Source organism: Corallococcus exercitus, assembly GCF_003611585.1.
Taxonomy (GTDB): domain Bacteria; phylum Myxococcota; class Myxococcia; order Myxococcales; family Myxococcaceae; genus Corallococcus; species Corallococcus exercitus.
In genome coordinates, this window is the sequence record NZ_RAVW01000075.1 from 1 (window position 1) to 20,423 (window position 20,423).

Genomic DNA, 20,423 nt, shown 5'->3' on the forward strand with positions numbered 1-20,423 from the left:
GGCATACGAGATCTGCGCATGTCTCGTGGGCTCGGAGATGCGTATAAGAGACAGGCCGCGCCCCGCGCCGAGGCCCCTTCGTCGCGCCCTTCCTGGCGCTTCCTGCCCGCCCTGGTGCCGGTGCTCGCCGCCGCGACCCTCTTCGTCCTCGTCCGGCCGGGAGCGTCGTCCCAGGAACAGGAGGCGCGCGACCCCTGGTCGGCGAATGGCACCGGAGGCACCCCCGGCATCCTGGAGCCCACGCGCAGCAAGGGACTCCAGCCCCGGCTCGACGTGCACCGCCAGGCCGCCACCCGCACCGAGCGCCTCACCGACGGCGCCCCCGCCCAGGCCGGTGACGTGGTGCAGCTGTCGTACACGGCCGCCGGCCACGCCCACGGCGTCATCCTCTCCGTGGACGGCCGGGGCACCGTCACCCCGCACCTGCCCGACCCGGGCGACACGTCCGCGCCCCTGGAGCGAAGCGGCACGCACCTGCTGCCCCGCGCCTACGAGCTGGACGACGCCCCGGGCTTCGAGCGCTTCTTCCTCATCACCGCCGACGCCCCCTTCGAACTGGACGGCGTGATGGCCGCCGCGCGCGTCCTGGCCACCTCCCCCGAGGCGCGCACCGCGCCGCTGACCCTGCCCCCGGGCCTGGGCCAGACGTCCTTCCTGCTGGAGAAGCCCTCCCCATGAGAGCGCTCGTCATCCTCCTGTTCGCGCTGGGCGCCGTGTCCTCCGCCCACGCCGCGGAAGCCTCCGCCGTGCGCCGGCTGGCCCTGTTCGTGGGCGTCAACGACGGCGGCCCGGAGCGCGTGCGGCTGCGCTACGCGGAGACCGACGCGAAGGCCTTCGCCCTGGTGCTGTCGGAGCTGGGCGGCGTGCTGCCCCAGGACCGCGTGCTGCTCACGGACGTGGACCGTGCGGGCGTGCTCGCGGGCTTCGACCGGGTGCGCAAGCTCGCGGAGGGCGTCCGCGCGTCAGGGGCCCGCCGCGTGGAGGTGCTGCTGTACTACTCCGGCCACTCGGACGACGAGGGGCTGCTGCTCAAGGGCCAGCGCCTGGACTACGGCGAGCTGCGCCGCTCGCTGGAGGGGCTGCCCGCGGACGTGCGCATCGCGGTGCTGGATTCGTGCGCGTCCGGCGCGTTCGCGCGCAAGAAGGGCGGCGTCGCGCGGCCCGCGTTCCTGGTGGACTCCGGCATCCAGGTGAAGGGCCACGCCATCCTCACCTCGTCCAGCGCGGACGAGGCTTCGCAGGAGTCGGACCGGCTGGGCGGCTCGTTCTTCACGCACCACCTGCTGTCCGGCCTGCGCGGCGCCGCGGACGTCACCCACGACGGCCGCGTCACCCTCACGGAGGCCTACCAGTTCGCCTTCCACGAAACGCTCGCGCGCACGGAGCGCACGCAGGGCGGCGCGCAGCACCCCAACTACGACATTGAGCTGGCCGGCACCGGCGACCTGGTGATGACCGACCTGCGCGCCACCACCGCGGGCCTGGTCCTCACCGAGCCGCTGGAGGGCCGCCTGTACGTGCGCGACGCGGTGGGCACGCTGGTGGTGGAGGTGCAGAAGGTGTCCGGCCGCGCCACCGAGCTGGGCCTGGCCCCCGGCGCGTACCGCGCGCGAAGAGAGTTCGACGGCGGCGTGTCCGAGACGGCCTTCACGCTGAAGGAGGGCGTGCGCACGCCGCTCGCTCCCGGTGACTTCCTGGGCGTGGGCCACGAGGCCACCGTGATGCGCGGCGGCGGTGGAGGCGCCATCGCCCCGCTGTCCCCCCAGGGGCGGCTCCAGCTCCCGGTGAACCTGAGCCTCGTGCCGACGATGAGCACCAACACGCTGAGGGCGGGACGCGCGCAGGTGGAGAACCGCTTCGCGCTGGGCGTCGTCAACGGCGGCGCGGCGCTGGGCGGCGGGCTGGCGCTGGGCCTGGCGGGCAACGTGTACGACGCGGAGGTGTCCGGCGTGGCCATGGCGCTGGGCTTCAACACGTCCGGCGCGGACGTGGACGGCGCGCAGCTGTCGCTGGTCACCAACGTGGCGGGCGGCGCGGTGCGGGGCGCCCAGGCGACGCTGGGGCTCAACGTGGCCAACGGGGACATGGACGGCGTGGGGCAGCTGGCCCTGGGCGCGAACGTGGCGCGCGGCACGCTGGGCGGCATGCAGGCGGCGCTGGGCGCCAACGTCACCACGGCGGACGCCACCGGGATGCAGCTGTCACTGGGTGTCAATCACGCGAACGGCACGATGAAGGGCGTGCAGTTCACGCTGGGCGTCAACTCCGTGGCGACGGCCGCGCGGGGCATCCAGGGGTCGGTGCTGCTCAACCGCGCCCCGTCCCTCACCGGCATGCAGCTGGGGTTGATCAACCTGGGCGGGGACGTGTCCGGCATGCAGCTGGGGTTGATCAACATCGCGGACACGGTGCACGGCATGCAGCTGGGGCTCGTGAACGTCTCCGACGAGGTGCACGGCGCGCCGGTGGGCCTGGTCAGCTATGAGAAGAAGGGCCAGCTGCACCTGGAGGTGTTCGGCAGCGACGTGCAGCTCACCAACCTGGCGCTGAAGTTCGGCGGCAGGCACTTCTACACGACGCTGCTCGCGGGCATTGGACCGGACGACCGCTTCCAGCGCTTCAGCCTGGGCCTGGGGCTGGGCGGGCACATCCCGCTGGGCTCGCGCTTCTGGGTGGACGTGGACGTCGCGGGCAGCCAGGTGCTCTCCACGCGCGACCCGTTCTCCGGCAGGACCAACACCCTGCTGACGCAGGGGCGCGCCATGCTGGGCTTCCAGGTGATGCCGAGGCTGGCCGTGTTCGCCGGCCCCACCTACAACGTGGCGTTCACGTGGGGCGAGCCGGAGTTCGCGAAGCTGACCACGCTGCCGGTGCGCTCGCACACCATCGACGCGGACACGCGCATGCAGCGCTGGCCCGGCTTCCAGGTGGGTGTGCGGCTCTGAGGCCGCGGCCGGGACCGCGCATGATGCGGTCCCGGTGAACTTCCATCAGCCGACGACGCGGGTGGCGCGCAGGACGATGGCGTCGCCCGCCGGGCCGGCCTTGAGCCGCTTGTCCAGTGAGCCCTCCACCTTGAGGCCAGGGCCCCCCTTGGAGGCGCGCTGCAGGAGCTCACCCATCTTCGCGTCGTCCCCGCCGGTGATGGCGCTCAGGTCGATTTCATGGACGGACTGGAGCTTCTTGTCCGGCGCGTCCGCGCTGAACAGGTCGTAGTGGTCGCAGGGCGGGGCGAAGCAGCGCTTCCCGTTGTCCTTGACGATGTAGACGGTGCTGGTGGTCATGGTGGCGTCTCCGGGTGAGGGGGTGGGGGCGGCCGTGCCGGGCTCGTTGGCGGCGCCCGGGGGCGCATCCACGTCGGTCCGCTTCAGGTCGGCGGGTGCCGCCGCGCCGGACATGTCGCCGGACGGCTGCGCGGGAGGGGAGGACGGCGTGCTGCACGCCACCGGGCCGAGCACGAGCACGGCGGACAGGATCAGGGAGCGGGCGTTCATGGCGACTCCGGAAGGAGGACGGGGTGCCCTCCTTCAACGCAGGAGGGCAACGGCCGGGTCCACTCTGCCCGGCCGCGCGCCCGCCCACCAGGGCGGCTGGGGCATTTTCCTCCATGTCCCACCTGGACGCCCGGACAGTCCGGAACCGGGCGGATCATGTCCATAAAGGGGTGCCAAGACGGTGGAAGGGGCCATCCGTTCGTTGTAGACCCGCGCCCCAAGAGATCGGCCTCCGGGGCCGTGACCTGTAAGGACGCCCACGATGGAATTCCGCATCGCCGCCGACGAGCTGAAGAAGGCCCTCTACCGCGCCCAGGGCATCGTGGAGCGCAAGACGACGATGCCCATCCTCGCCAACGTGCTGCTCACGGCGAACAAGGGCAGCATCACGGTCACGGCCTTCGACCTGGACATCGGCATCGTGTCCGAGCACGCCGCGGACGTGTCCAAGCCGGGCGCCGTCACGCTGAGCGCGAAGTACGTCTTCGACATCGTGCAGAACCTCCCGGACGCGGAGGTCACGCTCAAGAAGCTGGCGAACAACTACGTCGACATCTCCTCCGGCTCCGCGCACTTCAAGATCGTCGGCATGGCCGCCGAGGAGTACCCGAAGCTGCCCAAGGAGGAGAACGCGCCGCTGGTGCAGATCTCCGGCAACGTCCTTCTTGAGATGATCAAGAAGACCCAGTTCGCCATCTCCAGCGACGAGACGCGCTACATCCTCAACGGCGTCTTCTTCGAGCCCCAGTCCAGCGGCAAGGTCCGCATGGTGGCCACGGACGGCCACCGGCTGTCGCTCATCGAGCGCGAGATGTCCGGCGACTTCAAGCTCAAGAGCGGCGTCATCATCCCGCGCAAGGGCCTGATGGAGCTCAAGCGCCTGCTGGACGAGGCCCCGGACGCGGAGTGCCACCTGGGGTTCGCGGAGAACTCGGCGCTGTTCAAGAAGCCGGGCCTCACCATGGTGATGCGCCTCATCGACGGGCAGTTCCCGGAGTACCAGCGCGTCATCCCCAAGGAGGGCGAGAAGGTCGTCCTCGTCCCGAAGGTGCGCCTGCTGGAAGGGCTCAAGCGCATCGCGCTCCTGTCCGCGGACAAGAGCAACGCGATCCGCATCGGGCTGGAGAAGGGCAAGCTGCTCATCACGGCCAGCAACCCGGACCTGGGTGAGGCGCGCGACGCGCTGGACGTGGACTACAAGGGCAACGACATCACCATCGGCTTCAACGCCCGCTACCTGATGGACGTCCTGGGCGTGACGGAGACGGACGAGGTCAGCTTCGAGCTGGGCGACGAGCACAGCCCGGGCGTGCTGCACGGCCCCGGCGACCGCAGCTTCACCGCGGTGGTCATGCCCATGCGCGTCTGAGCCGGGGTCTCCGTCCACCTTCCCACGTCGGTAGGGTGGCAGCGTTCCGGGCCTGACGCTCCGCGCCAAGGGGAGGCCTGCGCCCGGCGCGGGGTCTCCTTATGATGGGGGCGTGGCCACCCGTCCGGATGATCTGAAAGCGCGGCTGGAGGACCGAGCGGACCTCCTGGAGGCCACGCGCCTGCGCTACCGCGCGCTCAAGGGCGTGCTGGAGTCCTTCTTCTGGAAGGACCGGACGCGCAACCACTTCGAGCTGCTGCGGGAGGTGGCCGCGGCCCAGCCGGAGGTGGACGCGACGCTGGCCGCGCTGCGCCGCCGGGTGGAGGCGGAAGGCTGGCCGCGCGACGCGGCGCCCGTCCGGCTGATGCACGAGGTGGAGCGCCTGCGCGAGGCCGTGGAGCGCGCGGCGGAGCGGCGGTTGTCCTCGTCGTCGGATGACGAAGCGGAGGGCGTGCCCGCGACGTTGGGGGAGCGGCTGTTGCGCCTGGAGACGGAGGTGCTGGACGCGGCGCCGTTCCTGGGAGGCCGTGTCTGGGCCCAGGCGGTGGAGCTGTTGCCGCGCAACCTGCCGGAGCTGCGCGCCGCGTGCGCCGCGGGCGAGGTGTTCGAGCGCGTGTTCAAGCGCCCCGTGACGGAAGGGGCGCCGGCGTTCTCCGACGACGAGGCGCGGGAGCTGGCCCGTGCGCTGCCCCTGGGCGCCGCCGCGCTGGTGGCGCTGTGGGAGCGGCTGGAGCGCTACGACAGCCGGGGGCGGGTGAAGGACTTCCTCCAGCGGCGCATGCGCCGAGCGCCGACGCGGGTGGCGCGCAGCGGGCCGGAGCTGTTGTTGCACGCGGCCTTCTGGCACGACGTGGCACGGGTGCGCGTGCGAGCGGTGTTGGAGGCGGAGCTGGCGCCGGTGGTGCCGCGCGAGCCGGAGCTGCCCGCGCTGTTGTCCTGGCGGGCCGCGCTGTCGGAGGACCCCGCGCTGCGGCTGTCCGCGCGGAGCGTCTTCACGGAAGGGCGCGCGGGGCTGGTGGAGACGGCGGCGGCGCTGGCGGCCCTGTCGCGCGAGCGGCCCCGGGGCGCGTGGAGTGAAGAGGTCGCGTGGGCACGGCTGGAGCAGGCCGCGCAGCGCGCGCGCACGGAGGAGGGGCCGGAGGCGGAGGCCCTGCGGGACGCGCTGCGCCTCTTCGTGATGTTGAGAGGGCAAGCGCGCACGCCCGCGCGGCTGTTCTCCCCGGAGCGCGCGAAGCCCGCGGTGGGAGACGTGGCGCGCAACGGGGATCTGGTCGCACTGGTGCAGGCGGCGCGTCACGCGGCGCTGCGGCAGGGCGGCTGAAGACAGACGCCGGTGGGCAGGTGGCTGCGTCGGTTTCCGGATTTGGCGCGGCCCCCGCAGCGGGCAAGGCGGCGCTGCCTCTATTGTCCAAGGAGGAGAAGGCTTAGACCGCGCTGCTGAACGCGGAGCGGCGGCTGCGATGTAATTCCCCGGGTCCCCATCGTTTCCCTGATGAGAGAGGGAGACTCAACGATGCTGACCGTGGCGCAGGCATTTGAAAGGTTCATGCAGTCCCTCGAATTACACGAGGGTGAGGCACGCGAGGCGAAACGGCAGGAGCGTCAAGTCTTCGACGCAATGCGCCGCCAGCTCGGGCCCAAGGAATCCATCCTCTCTGGGTCCTATGGCCGGAACACGGCCATCCGGCCTCTGCACGACATTGATCTCTTTCTCATCTTCGCAGGGGGAAACGGGAAGGGAGAGACGCTCTCACCCGAGGCGTTCCTGCTACGCGTGAAGCACGCGCTTGAGGCAGAGTTTTCTGACAAGGAAGCGCGTTTGCAGAACCGCTCAGTGAACATCGACTTTACTGGGACGGGCATCGGTTTCGATGTGGTCCCTGCAATTGAGGATCCGAGGCAGCGAAACCTCTATCACATCCCTGATCTGAACCAGGGCACGTGGATCCTGAGTGACCCCCGTCGTCATCAGGCGATCTGTGACGCCGTGAACGAGCGCGCGAAGAAGAAGCTGAAGCCGCTCATCAAGGCCATCAAGCGCTGGAATCAGCAACAGGGCCGGCCGGCGCGTTCGTTCCTGCTGGAGGTCATGGCCTACGAAGGCATCGCCACCCTTCCACAGGCAGCCAGCTATGCAGAGGGCCTGACGCACCTGCTCAAGTTCATGAGCGAGCGCGTCGAACAGACGTGCCCGGAGCCGGCGGGGCTGGGGCCTCCCGTCAACGCCGGAATCAGCGCGGGAAAGCTCCAGCAAGCCCAGCAACGGCTTTCGGGTGCGCTGCGCCAGGCAACCTGGGCGCTCGAGCAGGAACGCAGGGGGCAGATGGCTTCTGCGAACGAGGTCTGGCGCGAGTTGTTGGGCCCCGACTTTCCGGTGAGGTAGACGCCATGCACCCGCCGCGCGAGCTGACGCTCCAGTTGTTGCGTTCGGAGAACCCGGGTCAGGCGCATGCATTCGACGGCATGCCTCAGTCCTACACTTCGATCGACATGCACGGCCGGTCGGGACACAGCGTGTTCCCCTGGGACCGCATGGAAGCCTTGAAGGCTGCCCTGAATCAACCGCGCATGTCGGAAGCGGATCAGTCCCGCATCGGAGTTCTGCTGCGGGGGTTCCTGCTGGACGCACTGAAGGAGCAAGGGGGGTGGGGGATCTATGAAAGGGAAATGTTCCAGGCCGAGGACACGGGAGCGCCATTGATGCTGCGGCTCCGGTTCAACTCGATGGAGCTGTTCACCCTTCCCTGGCCGTTGGCGCTGCTCACGGATCAGCGTCGGCTGGGAGCCCTCAAGCACTGCGTGATTACGCAGGAGTGGGCGAGCGAGCCTCGCTTTCCCTCTCCCGGGTGCGAACCGGGGCGCGTTCTGTTCGCCTGGTCCGACGCGGGTGGCGCCGTGGGAGGGCCACAGCACCTGGAGGCTCTGAGGGGGGCCTGCCCCGACTTCGATTCACGCGTGGAAGTCTGCCCGGAGCTGAGCCTTGAAGCCCTTCGGAAGTGCTTGAACCGGGCGAAGCAGGAAGGCAACCCCTTTCGGGTTCTCCACCTTCTCTGCCACGGGACGAAGCTGGCGGACGGAACCTACGGCCTGGTCGGGTCGGATCCCTCCCGTCCCAGTCGGCCCCTGCCCATCGGAATGAACGGGCTGTCGAACCTTCTGGGCCAGGAGCACGCCTCTCAACTCCACGCCGTGGTCTTGAGCGCCTGCCATGGAGGGCACCCCGGTGATGTTGGGCTCATGTTCGGGGGGGTGGCCCTGCATCTTCACAAGCTGGGGATTCCCGCCGTCATTGCCTCCCTGATGCCACTCTCGGTGACCGGGTCGGTGGCCCTGACCCGCGCGTTCTATCGCACGCGTTGTCAGCTCAAGCGTCCGCTACATGAGGCCTATCAAGCCGCACTGAAGGCGCTCCCGGCCGATTCGCTCGATTGGGCTTCGCTTCAGTTCCTGGTGTCCTCACCTCGCAAGCCTGAAGTCCCTGTGGCGCCTCGCCGGGTGATGTTCTCGGAGAAGGAGGCCCTGCCTGAGGCCTTCTCAGGCGACATCTCCTTGGCGTATGAGCTGAACTACAACGTGGCTCCCGCCGCGGTACGACGGGCCTTGGCAGGGAACTCCAGGGAAATCCTGGTCCTTCAACCCCTCAACAAGGTGGGGGATGCCTTGCCCTCGTCGTCATCGGAGTGGCGCCAGGCCCTGCGTCGCACGGATGCGCTCGTGGAGTCCTTGGGGACCAAGGCCGCCCGCATCCATCTCTTCGCGCGTGCCCCCCTGCCCCTGATGTTCCACCTGGGGTGGCGCTTGAACCGGATGGGGCTCAAGGCCTACCAGCCCCGAAGGATGGGAAGCGATGAATGGGACTGCTTCTACGACTCGGGAAGCACCGTCTCTCTGCCCACGGAGCCATTCTTCAAGCAGGACCCCTGGCCGACTCCCGAAGCCTGTCGCGAAGCCGGGGGGCGCCTGGCCCTCTCCGTGGAGGTGACTTTGTCCGTGACCGAGGAGGATGTGGCTCGCTGGCTGGGGCATGAGAGACCTCCCGTTCTCCTTCGCCTCGTCGCGGCCAGAGGGCCCTCCCAGACCGCTTTGGGAGGGCCGGACGACTCTGCTCGGGCGCAGGACGAGTTCTTGAGCTGCCTGGAGCGCATCCGGAAAACATTGCCCCAGGTTCAGGAGATCTGGCTGGCCATGGCCTGTCCCGCCAGCCTCGCGGCGGCACTGGGGCGTGTCTACAACCCAAGGGCACTGCCTCGCCTCAGGCTCTTCAACTTCCGGAAAGGACCTGAGGGCTATGTGGAACTGCCCTGGAACCCGCACGAGGCCCCGAAGAAGCGGCGGCGATGACCCACCGTGGCACGCGCGAAGGCCGACGTAACATCCGCCCTGTCCTCCGTTTCCCTGGTGGGGAAGGACCGGAGATGCGGTCATGACGAACGCCGGGGAGCGCGTGGCCCTTAATTACGACCACTGGCAGGACAAGTACTACCATTTGCTGCTGCCCATCGCGGAGCGGCTCTGCAGGGGGGCCCAGGGGTTGGACCCCAAGGACCTCGTGCAGGAGACGCTCCTGCGCTTCATCAAGCACTTCGCGGGCTCCCTGGATGACCAGGGAGATGAGCCCATGGATGGCTGGCTCATCGCCGTGATGAACCGCCATTTCGTGGACCTGCAGCGGAGCGCCATGGGTCGGAAACGTGCCGAGGACGATCCGACCATCACCCGCTGGACCCTGGGCCAGGGGGAAAGCACGTCCACCTACGAGCGAATCACGCCAGAGCGCTTCGACCGGGCCGTGGACCAGCTCCCTCAACTGCAGCGCGTGACCTTCCTGCTCCACGTCCAGGGCCTGGGCAACCAGGAGATCGCCAGGCGCCTGAACATCAAGCCGAATGCCGTGGCCAAGCGCCTGTTCGATGCGCGCCAGCGGTTGAACGAACTCCTCCTGCCTTACGTCGATGAAGGAACCCACTGATGTCCAAGCCCTGTGACCAACTGCCGCTCTTCGCGGATGGGGACCTGCCGCTCGCGGAGTCCCAGGCGTTTGGCAAACACCTGGCGGACTGCGCGCACTGCCAGACGGCGCTGACGCGGCACCTCCAACTTGATCAGATGGGACGGCGCTACCTGGAACGGCACGGCCCCATCACCATTCCGTGGCACGCCATGCCCCGCAACCGATGGTTCGCCGCAGGGGCGGCCCTGGTCGCGGTCGCGCTCGGGGTGCTCCTGGGCGTAGGCGGAGTGGGCCGGCGGGTGTCTTCTCCGGAGCCCGCGCTGTGGGCCGGGACGTCGCGGACGCTGGAAGCACGTGTCACCTACCCGGGGGCGGACCAGTACCGCAGACCCGCCCAGGCGTTGATGGGCGGAGGCACGCCCTCCGCCACCGCCAGTAGGCCGCTGACGGTGATGAGTGAGCTGGAGCGGCGGGGTGACCTGTCCCAGCTTGTGGCCGCGTACCTGACAGCGGGCCCCCCGGAGCCCAAGAACGCGAAGGACCTCCTGGCGCGGATGCACGCCGAGCGGCAGGGGGACCCGGCCGACGTGCTCAGTGACATGGGCGCGGCCTACTACGCCTCCTCGAAGAACCAGGATCCGGCCTGGGCGCTGCGCGAACTTCGAGAAGCCTTGCGACTGCTCCATCAGGCCCTCGAGCTCAAGCCCACCCATCTCCAGGCACACTGGAACCGCGCGCTCGTGTACCGAGACCTGGGCTTGCCGCTGCTAGCCATTCAGGACCTGGAGGCGGTCGAGGCGCAGGAGACCAACCCCGCCTGGCGCGCCGAGGCCCGCGAGAAGCGCAGGAAGCTCGCGGACGTGACGACGCGTCAGCAGCGATGGGAGGCCGCGAACAGCGCGGGCGCAGAGCTTGTGGCGCGCGGTGCCCAGGCGCTTGATGAGGCCATGCGGTACGCGGATGTACCGATGATGCGGCGTGACTTCTACCATGCCGTGCGAAGCCGCACCTCGCGCGAGGATGTGCTCGCGCTCCTTCCGCTGGCGGAGGCACTGGACGCGAAAGCAGGCCAGCAGACCGTGCTGGCCGACTATCTCCGCTCGGTTGCGAGCCGGGACTTCTCACGCCGGGCCCCCCTGGCGGAGGCCTACGGCCGGTGGGCCATGGGGACGGTGGAACCCTCTGGAAAAGAACCCCTGCTGCGTACCTTCCTGGCCTCGAACGAGGACGACATCACGCTGGGCGCGTTGGTGATGTTCTCACCTCGGGGACCCGACTCGGAGTACGCGGAGAAGCTGATCACACTGGGAAACAGCAGCCCGGATCCATGGTTCAAGGTCCTGGCGCTGCAGGAACGCGCGGACCGCTCACGCCAGAAGGACCGGTATGATCTCGCGCTCTCGGACCTGAGACAGGCACTGGAACTCTGCACGCAGGAGCACCTCGTCTATCGGTGCACGGAGGTCCGCAACGATCTGGCGTATGTGTCCGGTTGGCTCTTCCAGCTTCAGGATGCAGAGCGTTTCGCCCGTGAAGGTCTCACCCAGGCGAGACTGGGCCAGTGGGAGCAGGAGCGCATGCTGCTCCAGGCGCTTGGCAGCGTGGCCCGCATGGCCGCGGATGTGACGCTGGGCCGGGCCTATTTCGGAGAGGCCTTGCTGATGGGGGGCGGGAAGGAACTCGCGCGCAACATCCATGAAAACCTGGCGCATCTGGCCATCAAGGCACTGGAGCTGGATGTGGCCCGGGATGAAATCAACCAGGCACTGGCCACCGGGCTGCCGTTGACCCAGCATGGGGTGGCCGCGCTGGCGGACATCGCCCGGACCCGTCGTGCTGCCGGAGACGTGGAGGCCGTGCAGCAGGGATTGGCTTCGGATCCCCCGGTGACGGAAGGCCAGCATGCCTTCGTCAAGTCCCTCCAGGGACGGTTCCTCCTGGAGGCGGACCCTGCGCAAGGGCATGCGCTGCTGGTGGACGCCATCGAACAGGCGACACGTGCCGAGGCCGCGGCCAGCGTGGCGGGTTGGACGGACATCACGGCGCAACATGCCCGCGCCTACGGCTTCACCTCGCTCATCTTCGACGATGCCCGGAGAGAGGACTTCGCGACGGCCCTGGCACGCTTTGGGAGCGAGCTGGGCTTCGACACACCGGGAAGTTGTGTCCTGGGCCTCACCGAGGACACGGAGCGACAGTTGCTGGTGGGGCGCGGGGCGGATGGACAGCTCCTGAAGCGCTACCTGCCGTCGCGGACGGAGCGGATGCCGGTGGACATGACCGACGTGGTCCCACCGGACATGGTGAAAGCCCTGCGGCCCTGCGCCTCGGTGGACGTGCTGGCCCGGCCGCCCCTCCAGGGCCGTTCGGGCCTGTTGCCTGCGGACATGGCCTGGCGCTACCGGGCCCTGGCCGTGGCTCGGCAACCTCCGGTGGGACGGGGCACCCACCTGGTCGTCAACGAGGTCCGTTACGCCGAACAGCGTAACGAAACGCCACTGCGGTGGACTGCGCGCATCACGCCCGACGAGGATCTGATGACCCTGACCGACCTGGCGGCCACTCCCAGCCGCGTGCTGGCGGAAATGCCCAAGGCCTCGGAGATCGACTTGGCGACCCATGGAAAGGTCGCGCCGGGGCCGAAGAGCACCTACCTGTTGCTGGCCCCCGAGACGAACGGCTCGGACATGCTGACCGAGGAGCTCATCCGCAAGATGAAGCTGCCCAAGGCCCCCCTCGTCATCCTCGCGGCCTGTGAGGCGGCACGAGGTACGACGGCCCTCCACGAACTCGGCAGCCTCCCCAATGCCTTCCTGGCCGCAGGGGCTCGCGGAGTGGTGGCGGCGACCTTGTCCATCCCCGACGAGGACTCGTCCGTGTTCTTCGGGAACGTGCGGGACCGCCTCCGTGCGGGGAGCCCGCTCGGCACGGCGGTTCGCGACGAACGGCAGCAGTGGTTGCAGCGAAGTGCGTCCAACAGCTGGGTTAACGGGGTCCTGGTCTTCGAATAGGCAGACGCCGCCCGAACGCAGTCAACATCTTTCAGGAGGAGAGACAATGCATGGGAAGGCATTGAAGCCACAGGTGTATTCGAAGTGGGATGGCCGCCCGTTCTTCGAGGGACAACCCGAGGAGGGACGTCAGGTCTACATCGAGACGTCCATGAAGGGGTTCGTCGGGTCTGGGGTGATGGACGGAGTGGACCGCATCCTTTTTGAAGTCCATGGCACCCATTCGGAGCGCCCCAGCTTCGAGGCCCAGGTCCGGTCGGAAGGGGCCGCGGTCTTCCTGGGTCCTCCGCCGACAGACACCAACGCGGGGGGCACCAAGGCGGGCTCCGGCACGGACCGTCCCGGCCTGACGCTCCCCGAGCCTGAGAAGGCGTCGGCGCTCCGCCAGGGCGTGGAGGGCACGGCGAAGACTCCCGCCCCCACTGAGCGGCTTCCGGATACGAAGAAGGGGAAGCCGTGACCTTCCATCTACTGCTGGCCCATGCTGGAAGCGGGAGGTCCTTCCTGGAAGAGGGCCTCCCTTGGGAAGCCTTCGCGAATGCACCAGCGCCGGAGCCGGTGCCCACACCTTCCCATCTCCACAACTTCGCGGGACCACCGGACCACCTGCGTGAACAGCGCTGGGCGTTGCTGGTCCCGGACACGCCGCGGGGGCGGGCGGTGGAAGTCCGCCTTGCTCGCCTGTGTGAACTGCGGTCCCAGGAGCAGGGGGCTCCGGTGGAGACCTACCGGGTGCCGCCAGGAACGGATGCGGTCCAGGCGGATGTCTTCCGCGTCCGGACGCTGCATTCATGGACGCGTCCCGAGCGGGAGCATCCGAGGTATGTGTTGCTGGCGGGAGGGCTGGATGAGCTCTCGCTGGAGCTGCAGACCTCCCTCGTGGAGGACGGTGGGTGCTTCGTGGGCCGCCTGGCATTCGATGAGGAGGCGGACTACACGTCCTACGTCGAGAAGGTGCTGGCCCATGCCCGTAACGCCGAGCCGCACCGGCGGGCCCGTGCGGTGTACCTCGCCGTCGACGACATGACGGTCGCCACGCGGGTGGGGCAGCGAACCCTCGTCGCGCCTACCGTCGAGCGGTGCCGGGAGGAGCTTGGTCAGGGGCACTTCCCCGCGAGCGAGATCTTGGAGGAGGCGCTTCCGGAAGGGGCGCTGGAGCGACTGTTTGAAGTGGCTGGAGCGGATGTTCCAAGCCTGCTCTTCACGATGAGCCACGGACTGGGGGCCCCCGAAGGAGGCTGGGGCAGTGCGCTGGCCCAGCGACAGGAGCAGGGCAACATGTCCCTGGGGGGAGGCGTGGCGCTGACGCCAGCGGAGCTCCGGCGACGCCGGTTCCTTCCAGGCGGTGTTTGGTTCTACCTCGCCTGCTTCGGGGCGGGCACGCCGCTCCAGAGTGTGTATGAGCCCTGGATGAAGCAGTTCGTGGAGTCCAGGGACGCGTCTCCACGCGTTCTGGAAAGCATCCGCTGGTCACGCCCGGCGGATGGGCGCCCGTTCACTGCGGCTCTGCCGCAGGCCGCGCTGGCGAATCCCGAGGGACCGCTCGCGGTCATCGCCCACCTGGACATGGCCTGGATCCATGCCTTCCACGACGTGCTGACGGGCCAGTCCCATGTCTACCGGCTTGAGTCGGTGATGACGAAGTTGCTGCAGGGCTACCGCGCGGGCGTGTCGCTCCAGATGCTCTTGCGCCACGCGGGCCAGTTGGACGCCCGGCTGGGCCGGCAGCACCAGCAGGATGCTGCGAAGCCATCCAAGGAACCCTTGCCGCTGGACGTGCGCATCGAGCGAGCACGCCTGTGGATGGAGCGGCACGACGTCACCCGCTACGTCCTGCTGGGCGACCCGGCGGTGCGGCTCGTGACGCCAGGCTGAAGGTCGGCGATGGGCGCGGGTAATAACGGCCGCGCCCATCGTGATCTTCATGCCATGAGCAATCCTCTTCCCAGCTACTTCATCGACTTCCTCCAGAAGATCCGTCCCACCCCCGCGCAGCGTGCCGACATGATCCAGGGCCACTCGCTCGTCAGCAGTATGACCTGACGAAGCTGTTCGCCAGACCGCTGCCGGTGGATTGGCTCCGGACCGATGACTGGGCTCCTGAGGAGCTTCGCAGCCGCGGGGCGCTGCCGGAGGAACTGCGGCGCTCATGGATCCCGCTGCTCGGTGCGGGAGCGTTGGGGTCCGCGGTCGCGGAGATGCTGGTGCGGGGAGGCGTGCGCCGACTGGTCGTCGTGGACCCGGACATCGACTGCACCGCTTCCAATGATGTCCTTCACGCGCTGGAGCGAATCCCCTGGGATGGGCCCCGGCTCTTCTTCTCCGCGTCCTTTGGCGTGGGGGCACGGCGGGTGTTGTGCTTCAGCGCCACGGGAACGTCCTTCCCCGTCACGGCTTTCTGGGAGCAGTGTGGGCAATGGATCCGTGAGGACTACAAGGAGCTGCTTCGCGCGGACCTGCCACGAGAAGGCGTCGGGTGCTGGCATCCGGTCTTTCCTGCCCGGGCGGATGACGTGATGCTGGCCGCGGCCATCACCGTGAAGGCGTTGGTGCGGTCCGCGAAGTTGCGCCCCACCACCCGGGTGGAGACGTATTCCCGCGAAGGCACCGACGATGACTTCCAGGGGGTGCGACAGGGCGCCGGAACGGGTGTGCATGCCGGACCTTGAATTTCGTTCAGAAGACGCATGCTTCCAGATGCACCTGCCCCAAGGCCTGATGCGAAAACTGCTCAAGCTGTGCCGGTCTTCCACGCGACACGAGACGGGCGGCATCCTGGTAGGGCACTACTCCCAAGCGCTCGACTGCGCCCGGGTGCGCAACGTGTCCGCCCCACCGCCGGATTCAGCGCGAGGACCGACATGGTTCGAGCGCGGAACGAACGGACTGCAGGCGCTGCTCGACCGCAGCTGGAACTCCCGTCGCGACCACTACCTCGGGGAGTGGCACTTCCACCCGTTCGCGGCGCCGATCCCCAGTGCAACGGACGTGCGCCAGCTCATGGCGATTGCCCGTGACCCCCGCTATCGGTGTCCGGAGCCGCTGTTGCTGATTGTCGGTGGGGACCCTGCGGGAGAATGGTCCATCAGCATCCACGTTGTTCCCCGAGATGCCGAGGTGGTTCCGCTGCTGCGGGTGTGAGTTTGGCTTGGGGCATGTAATTCCCGGGCTGTCGTCCGTTTTCCATGTGACGGGACCCCACAGGGGGAACCGTCCGTGACCCCATGGGCGAACAGAGCGCATCCCGGATGGAAGGAGACCGCTACCAGCACCTCTTCAGCTGGTACGTGTTGCTGTCGCCGCTGGACGAGGGCAGTCAATTTGAGTCCGCCTTCGTCGAACATCCCGAGGCGGGCGCGGCGGACGATGTCACCCTGCACGCTCGCTCCGGTACGACCGTGGCCAGCCGGTACATGCAGGTGAAGTGGCATGTGGACCACCGGGCGCTCTACACGCTGGAGGGATTGACGGAGACGGTTGGCCGGGGACGGTCGCTCCTCCAGAAGCTCTTCGTGTCCTGGAAGACGCTGCGAGGACAGGGGGCCGTGGAGGTGTGGCTGGTGAGCAACTGGCCCGCAGCTCCGGAGCTGGGTGCGTATCTCCAGGGCAGGGACTGGCGCCTCACCGAGGACTTTTTCGTGGAGCAGCCGACGGGCGCGCTGAAGACCGCACGGACGCGCTGGCTGGAACACCTGGACGTGGAGTGGGACGTCCTGCGTGTCTTCTGCGCGGACCTGCGGCTTCGCCTGGGTTTCGCGAGCATCGCGGAACTGGAAGAGCGCGTGGACGAGCGCATGCGCATGCATGGGCTGAGGCAGGGCCCGGAGCCCCGCGCCATCGCGCTGGATGGCATCCGGGAGTGGATCGAGGTCGGTGGCGAGGCCAAGCGGCTGGACCGGGCGAAGCTCCAGACGTTCATCCGGGACCGGGGGCTCCTGGAGCCGGAGACCGACACTCCGGGCGTGGGGCTGTGGATCCACGGTTGGGCCCGGCGCCAGTGGCGCGGGCAACCGGCGGTGGAACTGGACTGGACGTCGCACTTCGACCGGGACACCCGAGCGGTGCCGACGGAGTCGGTCTGGCGCGAGCAGTTGCTCCCAGAACTGCGCGAGGCGCGGCGGCGACTGGCGTCACGGCCGACGGAGGCGTTGATCGACTTCAGGGGGAAGGTCCCCCTGTCGGTCTCGCTGGCCGTGGGCGCCTGTTTTCCAGAGGTTGCGGGTGACCGCTTCCGGGTGGAGCAGGCGACGCGGGGCGAGACGGTGCTGTGGCGCTCGGATGCGAAGCCAACACGGAGACAGCTCCATGGCACCGAGCGCGAGAGCGTTCCGGACGCGAGGGACCTGCTGGTGGTGTTCCAGCTCACGGGCGACGCGGGTCCGGACGTCGAGCGGTTCCTGGCCGGTCATCCGCGGCGGTTCCGTGCGGTTCTCGTGCTGGAGCCTGAAGGTGGGCCCCACGACGGCGCGGTGGGTTCGGACGGGGACGCAGTCGCCTTCGCGGTGCTCGCGCGCGAACGCATCCGCCAGGCTCGCGTGCGGTGGCGCACAGCGACCACGCACCTCATCCCCTACGCTCCGGCGGGCTGCTGCCTCTTCCTGGGACAGCGCCTCAACGCGCTGGGGCCCGTGGTGGCCTACGAGCGCACCGCCGCGGGCGGCTACGCCCCCTTCCTGACCTTGGAGACAGGGTGATGCCCGTGGAGCACACCCTGACGTGGTCAGCAGTTTCTTCGTGGCGCTCCAGCCTCCATCGCAGTGTTTCCTTCGGAGAACACCATGCAGGTTCGACAAGCAGTTCATGACTTCATTTCCGCGCTCGAGCTCACCCCTGCCGAGAGGAAGGAGGCCAGCGACCAGCACAAGTTCTTGCGAGATGGGCTTGCCCGCCGACTCGAGATTGAGCCTGACCTCTACCCATTCCTGACGGGTTCCTACGCGCGAAGCACGGCCATCCGCCCGCTCAAGGACATTGACCTGTTCTGCGTGTTGCAGCGCACGCCCTTGCTCAACCCGGCCAGCAAGCCGATGGACGCACTGGAGACGGTGCGACGAGCGCTTGAAGGCCAATACCGGGGCAAGACCGCCGACCCACAGAACCGCTCGGTGAACATCGAATTCTCCACCACGGGGATCGCCTACGATGTCGTCCCCGCGTTCCTCGACGAGGGCCACAGCGAGGTCTTCTGGATCCCCGACCTCCAGGCGAAGACCTGGATCCGTTCCAACCCACGCATCCACGAACGCTTGTCGGTGGCCGCCAACGAGGCCGCGGGCCAGGAGCTCAAGCCCCTCACCAAGGCGGTGAAGCACTGGAACCGGCGACAACCGGATGGGGAGCGACTGAGGTCGTTCCACATCGAGGTGATGATCTGGGACGTGCTGGTTGCGAAGCCAGAAAACCGGCTGGATGGCCTCATCGAAATCTTCGAGGGGCTGGCTTCTCGCGTGGGCCTCGACACGCGGGATCCTGCGGGGCTGGGGCCGTACATCAACCAGGGCATGACCGACGCGGCGAAAAGCGCCGCGAGGACACGGTTGGGACGCGCAGCCTCGACGCTGAGAGAGGCGAGAGAACTCGCGCAGACTGGCCACACGGAGCGGGCCCACTATCTCCTGTACGGGCTTTTTGGGGATCCCTACCCGGAGAAGGGAAAGCAGGAGCGCTCGGTCGTCACGGGTGTCTCAGCATCCTTGCCGTCCGCTCCGGATGGGCATGGCTCCAGGTTCGGGTAGACGCCGGTGGCATTCCCTGACAGTGACCGGCGGCGGTGGTTGAAGGAGTTGGGTGACCTTCGTCGACGGCACCCTGACATCCTACGGGTGGCGGCGCATCCGGTGCCCTTCGTTGAAGGCAGGGTCGATACCGCGGTCGGACCTCGGCGATATCGACTCGCCTGGCCGCCGGAGTTCCCCTTGAGACCCCCCGTCACCTGGGAGGTGTCATCCGATGGCACAAAAGTCATCGATCATCGCGACCATGGGTACACGTTCCAGGACCTGAGTTTGTGCTTGTTCGCGCATGACCCTCAGCGGGGATGGCGACCCGAATTCACAGCGGGAGAGGCGCTCGATCGGCTCGTCTCGTATCTGGAGCAGGAGGCTCGCGGTGCGTTTCCCAGAGTCGAGGACATTCCCCTGACGACACAAGCCATCCGGGTCTCCGTGCCGCTGAGCATTTCGGCAGCGCTGCGTCAGGGGGGAAGTTGGGGCATGTTGACGGCGCTTGTTCGGGAGGACGGGCGACTGCTGCGTGTGATGAGCGTGGATGGAACCTCACGCTCGCCAATCCTCACCAGACCTCTTGAGGCCGGCTTGGGGGAGTCGTGGATCGCCGCGCTGGGGTTGAACCATCCGCGGGACGGCTTGTGGTGCCGGATCGACATGACCGTGAAGCAGGTCCCTTCGTTGCGCCAGGACCTCGACAACTGGATTCGACAGCGGCTGCCGAACGAACAAGCGCGACGGTTGTTCATGGAGCAGGGATTGCTCCTGCTGGTGCTGAACGATGGGTTGCGATTCGTCATGAGGGCCAGAGCCTCTTCGGACGAACGCCCTGAAGAGAGGCTTCTCTATGTAAAACCCTTCGAGGAGAACCTTGAAGAACGTATTTTTCGGCGCGTTGAGGAGCGCCTGGATGGAGGTGGAGGACTCCAGCGAGCGCAGGTCGCCATCGTCGGAGTCGGCAGCCTTGGCGGCAGTGTCGCGGTCGCACTTGCCAAGGCCGGCGTAGGGAGGTTCGTGCTCCTCGACCCGGAGGTCCTTGACCCTGAGAACGTGGCGCGACACGTGGGAGGCGTAGACGAACTCTGCTTGCCCAAGGTGGAGGTCGTGAGCAGGGCGATTCATCGGATCAACCCCGCCGCGGAAGTCGTCCCGGTGCAAGCTGCGCTCTCATTGGATCCGGTGGGCTGGGGAAGGGATACGACGCAGCACCTCATCGAGGTGACACACAATCCGCTGGGCATTGTCGTCTGCGCCACCGCCACGACCGAGGCGGAGAGCGTGGTCAACCATCTGTGCGTGACCGGCGAATGTCCCGGGATCTTCGCCGCCGTCCTGGGGCGTGCGGAGCATGGGCGGGTATTCAGGGTCCTGCCGAGGGTGACGCCCTGCTATCAGTGTGTGCTGAACGCTCAACACGCGGAGCCTGGTCGGTTTCCGCGCTTCGACCGTGCTGACATGGGTGTTCCCGCCTATCAGCAACCCGGACTCCCCGGGCTTGGGATGGACGTTGAGCAGGTCGCGCTGCTCACCGCGCGGATGACATTGCAGACGCTCGGAGAGCGACTCGAAGGTGGGCTCGACTACCCGAAGGCCCACGGCGATCACCTGCTCTGGTCCAATCACGGAGGATGGGCAGTCGACGGTCCGCTTCAGGCGAGGGTGGAACTCATTCCACGAGACCGCGAATGCCCCGTCTGTGGGGATGGAGGTGAACTCCCCCTGGCCTTGGAGGAGGAGCAAGAACTGGCTGCCCTGCAAGTGGTCCGAAAGTGAAACCGCACAGGTTTTCGCCTTCCGTACCGCTTCCCTCCGTTTCAGGTCGTCAAGTCAGCCCGCCCTGGTAGTCCCTGCCTCGTATGGCCGTGCGGAGGC

At 68.0% G+C, this 20,423-nt stretch carries 16 protein-coding genes; 15 read left to right on the forward strand and 1 reads right to left on the reverse strand.

The genetic code is table 11. The features are described 5' to 3' along the window. The first annotated feature begins 18 nt into the window (after positions 1-18). Positions 19-678: an ActD-like protein gene (locus D7W79_RS12275; protein ID WP_208729711.1), complete on the forward strand. Its 660-nt coding sequence runs from the start codon at positions 19-21 to the stop codon at positions 676-678. Beyond that, positions 675-2,945: a caspase family protein gene (locus D7W79_RS12280; RefSeq protein WP_120525554.1), complete on the forward strand. Its 2,271-nt coding sequence runs from the start codon at positions 675-677 to the stop codon at positions 2,943-2,945. Before D7W79_RS12275 ends, D7W79_RS12280 begins: the two co-directional genes overlap by 4 nt. A 45-nt stretch (positions 2,946-2,990) precedes the next feature. Here D7W79_RS12280 and D7W79_RS12285 read toward each other — a convergent pair whose 3' ends face one another. After that, positions 2,991-3,494: a DUF6748 domain-containing protein gene (locus tag D7W79_RS12285; protein ID WP_120525555.1), complete on the reverse strand. Its 504-nt coding sequence runs from the start codon at positions 3,492-3,494 to the stop codon at positions 2,991-2,993. Between the two features lie 262 nt (positions 3,495-3,756). Here D7W79_RS12285 and dnaN point away from each other — a divergent pair, with 262 nt between their 5' ends. The 13 genes from dnaN to D7W79_RS12350 all read left to right on the forward strand — a co-directional run bounded on the left by dnaN (position 3,757) and on the right by D7W79_RS12350 (position 20,324). Beyond that, positions 3,757-4,863 (forward strand): DNA polymerase III subunit beta, encoded by a 1,107-nt coding sequence (dnaN, locus tag D7W79_RS12290; protein WP_120525556.1) that lies wholly within the window; start codon positions 3,757-3,759, stop codon positions 4,861-4,863. Positions 4,864-4,975: 112 nt separating this feature from the next. Further along, positions 4,976-6,184: an ATP-binding protein gene (locus D7W79_RS12295; RefSeq protein ID WP_120525557.1), complete on the forward strand. Its 1,209-nt coding sequence runs from the start codon at positions 4,976-4,978 to the stop codon at positions 6,182-6,184. Positions 6,185-6,376: 192 nt separating this feature from the next. Further along, on the forward strand, positions 6,377-7,246 hold the full coding sequence (locus tag D7W79_RS12300; RefSeq protein ID WP_158616949.1) for a nucleotidyltransferase domain-containing protein: 870 nt from the start codon (positions 6,377-6,379) through the stop codon (positions 7,244-7,246). A gap of 5 nt (positions 7,247-7,251) precedes the next feature. Beyond that, positions 7,252-9,204 (forward strand): SAVED domain-containing protein, encoded by a 1,953-nt coding sequence (locus D7W79_RS12305; RefSeq protein ID WP_244221728.1) that lies wholly within the window; start codon positions 7,252-7,254, stop codon positions 9,202-9,204. An 82-nt stretch (positions 9,205-9,286) separates the two neighbouring features. Continuing rightward, positions 9,287-9,832, forward strand: coding sequence for an RNA polymerase sigma factor (locus D7W79_RS12310; RefSeq protein ID WP_120525559.1), 546 nt, complete (start codon positions 9,287-9,289; stop codon positions 9,830-9,832). Beyond that, positions 9,832-12,825 carry a CHAT domain-containing protein gene (locus D7W79_RS12315; RefSeq protein WP_244221729.1) on the forward strand — a complete coding sequence of 998 codons (2,994 nt, stop codon included), beginning with the start codon at positions 9,832-9,834 and terminating at the stop codon, positions 12,823-12,825. Before D7W79_RS12310 ends, D7W79_RS12315 begins: the two co-directional genes overlap by 1 nt. A gap of 46 nt (positions 12,826-12,871) precedes the next feature. Next, on the forward strand, positions 12,872-13,285 hold the full coding sequence (locus D7W79_RS12320; protein ID WP_147441898.1) for a hypothetical protein: 414 nt from the start codon (positions 12,872-12,874) through the stop codon (positions 13,283-13,285). Positions 13,286-13,542: 257 nt separating this feature from the next. After that, positions 13,543-14,700, forward strand: coding sequence for a hypothetical protein (locus D7W79_RS12325; protein WP_147441899.1), 1,158 nt, complete (start codon positions 13,543-13,545; stop codon positions 14,698-14,700). A gap of 194 nt (positions 14,701-14,894) precedes the next feature. Beyond that, positions 14,895-15,494 carry a ThiF family adenylyltransferase gene (locus D7W79_RS12330; RefSeq protein ID WP_158616950.1) on the forward strand — a complete coding sequence of 200 codons (600 nt, stop codon included), beginning with the start codon at positions 14,895-14,897 and terminating at the stop codon, positions 15,492-15,494. Then, entirely contained in the window at positions 15,481-15,966 is a 486-nt protein-coding gene (locus tag D7W79_RS12335; protein WP_158616951.1) for a Mov34/MPN/PAD-1 family protein, read from the forward strand. Before D7W79_RS12330 ends, D7W79_RS12335 begins: the two co-directional genes overlap by 14 nt. A gap of 83 nt (positions 15,967-16,049) precedes the next feature. Then, a complete protein-coding gene (locus tag D7W79_RS12340; RefSeq protein WP_120525565.1) occupies positions 16,050-17,519 on the forward strand; it encodes an SAVED domain-containing protein in 1,470 nt (489 codons plus the stop codon). Positions 17,520-17,603: 84 nt separating this feature from the next. Continuing rightward, the gene (locus D7W79_RS12345) at positions 17,604-18,560 is read left to right on the forward strand and encodes a nucleotidyltransferase domain-containing protein (protein ID WP_120525566.1); all 957 of its coding nucleotides are present in this window, start codon (positions 17,604-17,606) and stop codon (positions 18,558-18,560) included. Positions 18,561-18,740: 180 nt separating this feature from the next. Beyond that, positions 18,741-20,324 (forward strand): HesA/MoeB/ThiF family protein, encoded by a 1,584-nt coding sequence (locus D7W79_RS12350; RefSeq protein ID WP_147441900.1) that lies wholly within the window; start codon positions 18,741-18,743, stop codon positions 20,322-20,324. The last annotated feature ends 99 nt before the right edge of the window (positions 20,325-20,423 follow it).

Bases quoted from the DNA above. Each gene is read 5' to 3' on its own strand.
- D7W79_RS12275 (WP_208729711.1), top strand. From the start codon at position 19: ATGTCTCGTGGGCTCGGAGATGCGTATAAGAGACAGGCCGCGCCCCGC.
- D7W79_RS12280 (WP_120525554.1), top strand. From the start codon at position 675: ATGAGAGCGCTCGTCATCCTCCTGTTCGCGCTGGGCGCCGTGTCCTCC.
- D7W79_RS12285 (WP_120525555.1), bottom strand. From the start codon at position 3,494: ATGAACGCCCGCTCCCTGATCCTGTCCGCCGTGCTCGTGCTCGGCCCG.
- dnaN (WP_120525556.1), top strand. From the start codon at position 3,757: ATGGAATTCCGCATCGCCGCCGACGAGCTGAAGAAGGCCCTCTACCGC.
- D7W79_RS12300 (WP_158616949.1), top strand. From the start codon at position 6,377: ATGCTGACCGTGGCGCAGGCATTTGAAAGGTTCATGCAGTCCCTCGAA.
- D7W79_RS12305 (WP_244221728.1), top strand. From the start codon at position 7,252: ATGCACCCGCCGCGCGAGCTGACGCTCCAGTTGTTGCGTTCGGAGAAC.
- D7W79_RS12310 (WP_120525559.1), top strand. From the start codon at position 9,287: ATGACGAACGCCGGGGAGCGCGTGGCCCTTAATTACGACCACTGGCAG.
- D7W79_RS12315 (WP_244221729.1), top strand. From the start codon at position 9,832: ATGTCCAAGCCCTGTGACCAACTGCCGCTCTTCGCGGATGGGGACCTG.
- D7W79_RS12320 (WP_147441898.1), top strand. From the start codon at position 12,872: ATGCATGGGAAGGCATTGAAGCCACAGGTGTATTCGAAGTGGGATGGC.
- D7W79_RS12335 (WP_158616951.1), top strand. From the start codon at position 15,481: ATGCCGGACCTTGAATTTCGTTCAGAAGACGCATGCTTCCAGATGCAC.
- D7W79_RS12340 (WP_120525565.1), top strand. From the start codon at position 16,050: ATGGGCGAACAGAGCGCATCCCGGATGGAAGGAGACCGCTACCAGCAC.
- D7W79_RS12345 (WP_120525566.1), top strand. From the start codon at position 17,604: ATGCAGGTTCGACAAGCAGTTCATGACTTCATTTCCGCGCTCGAGCTC.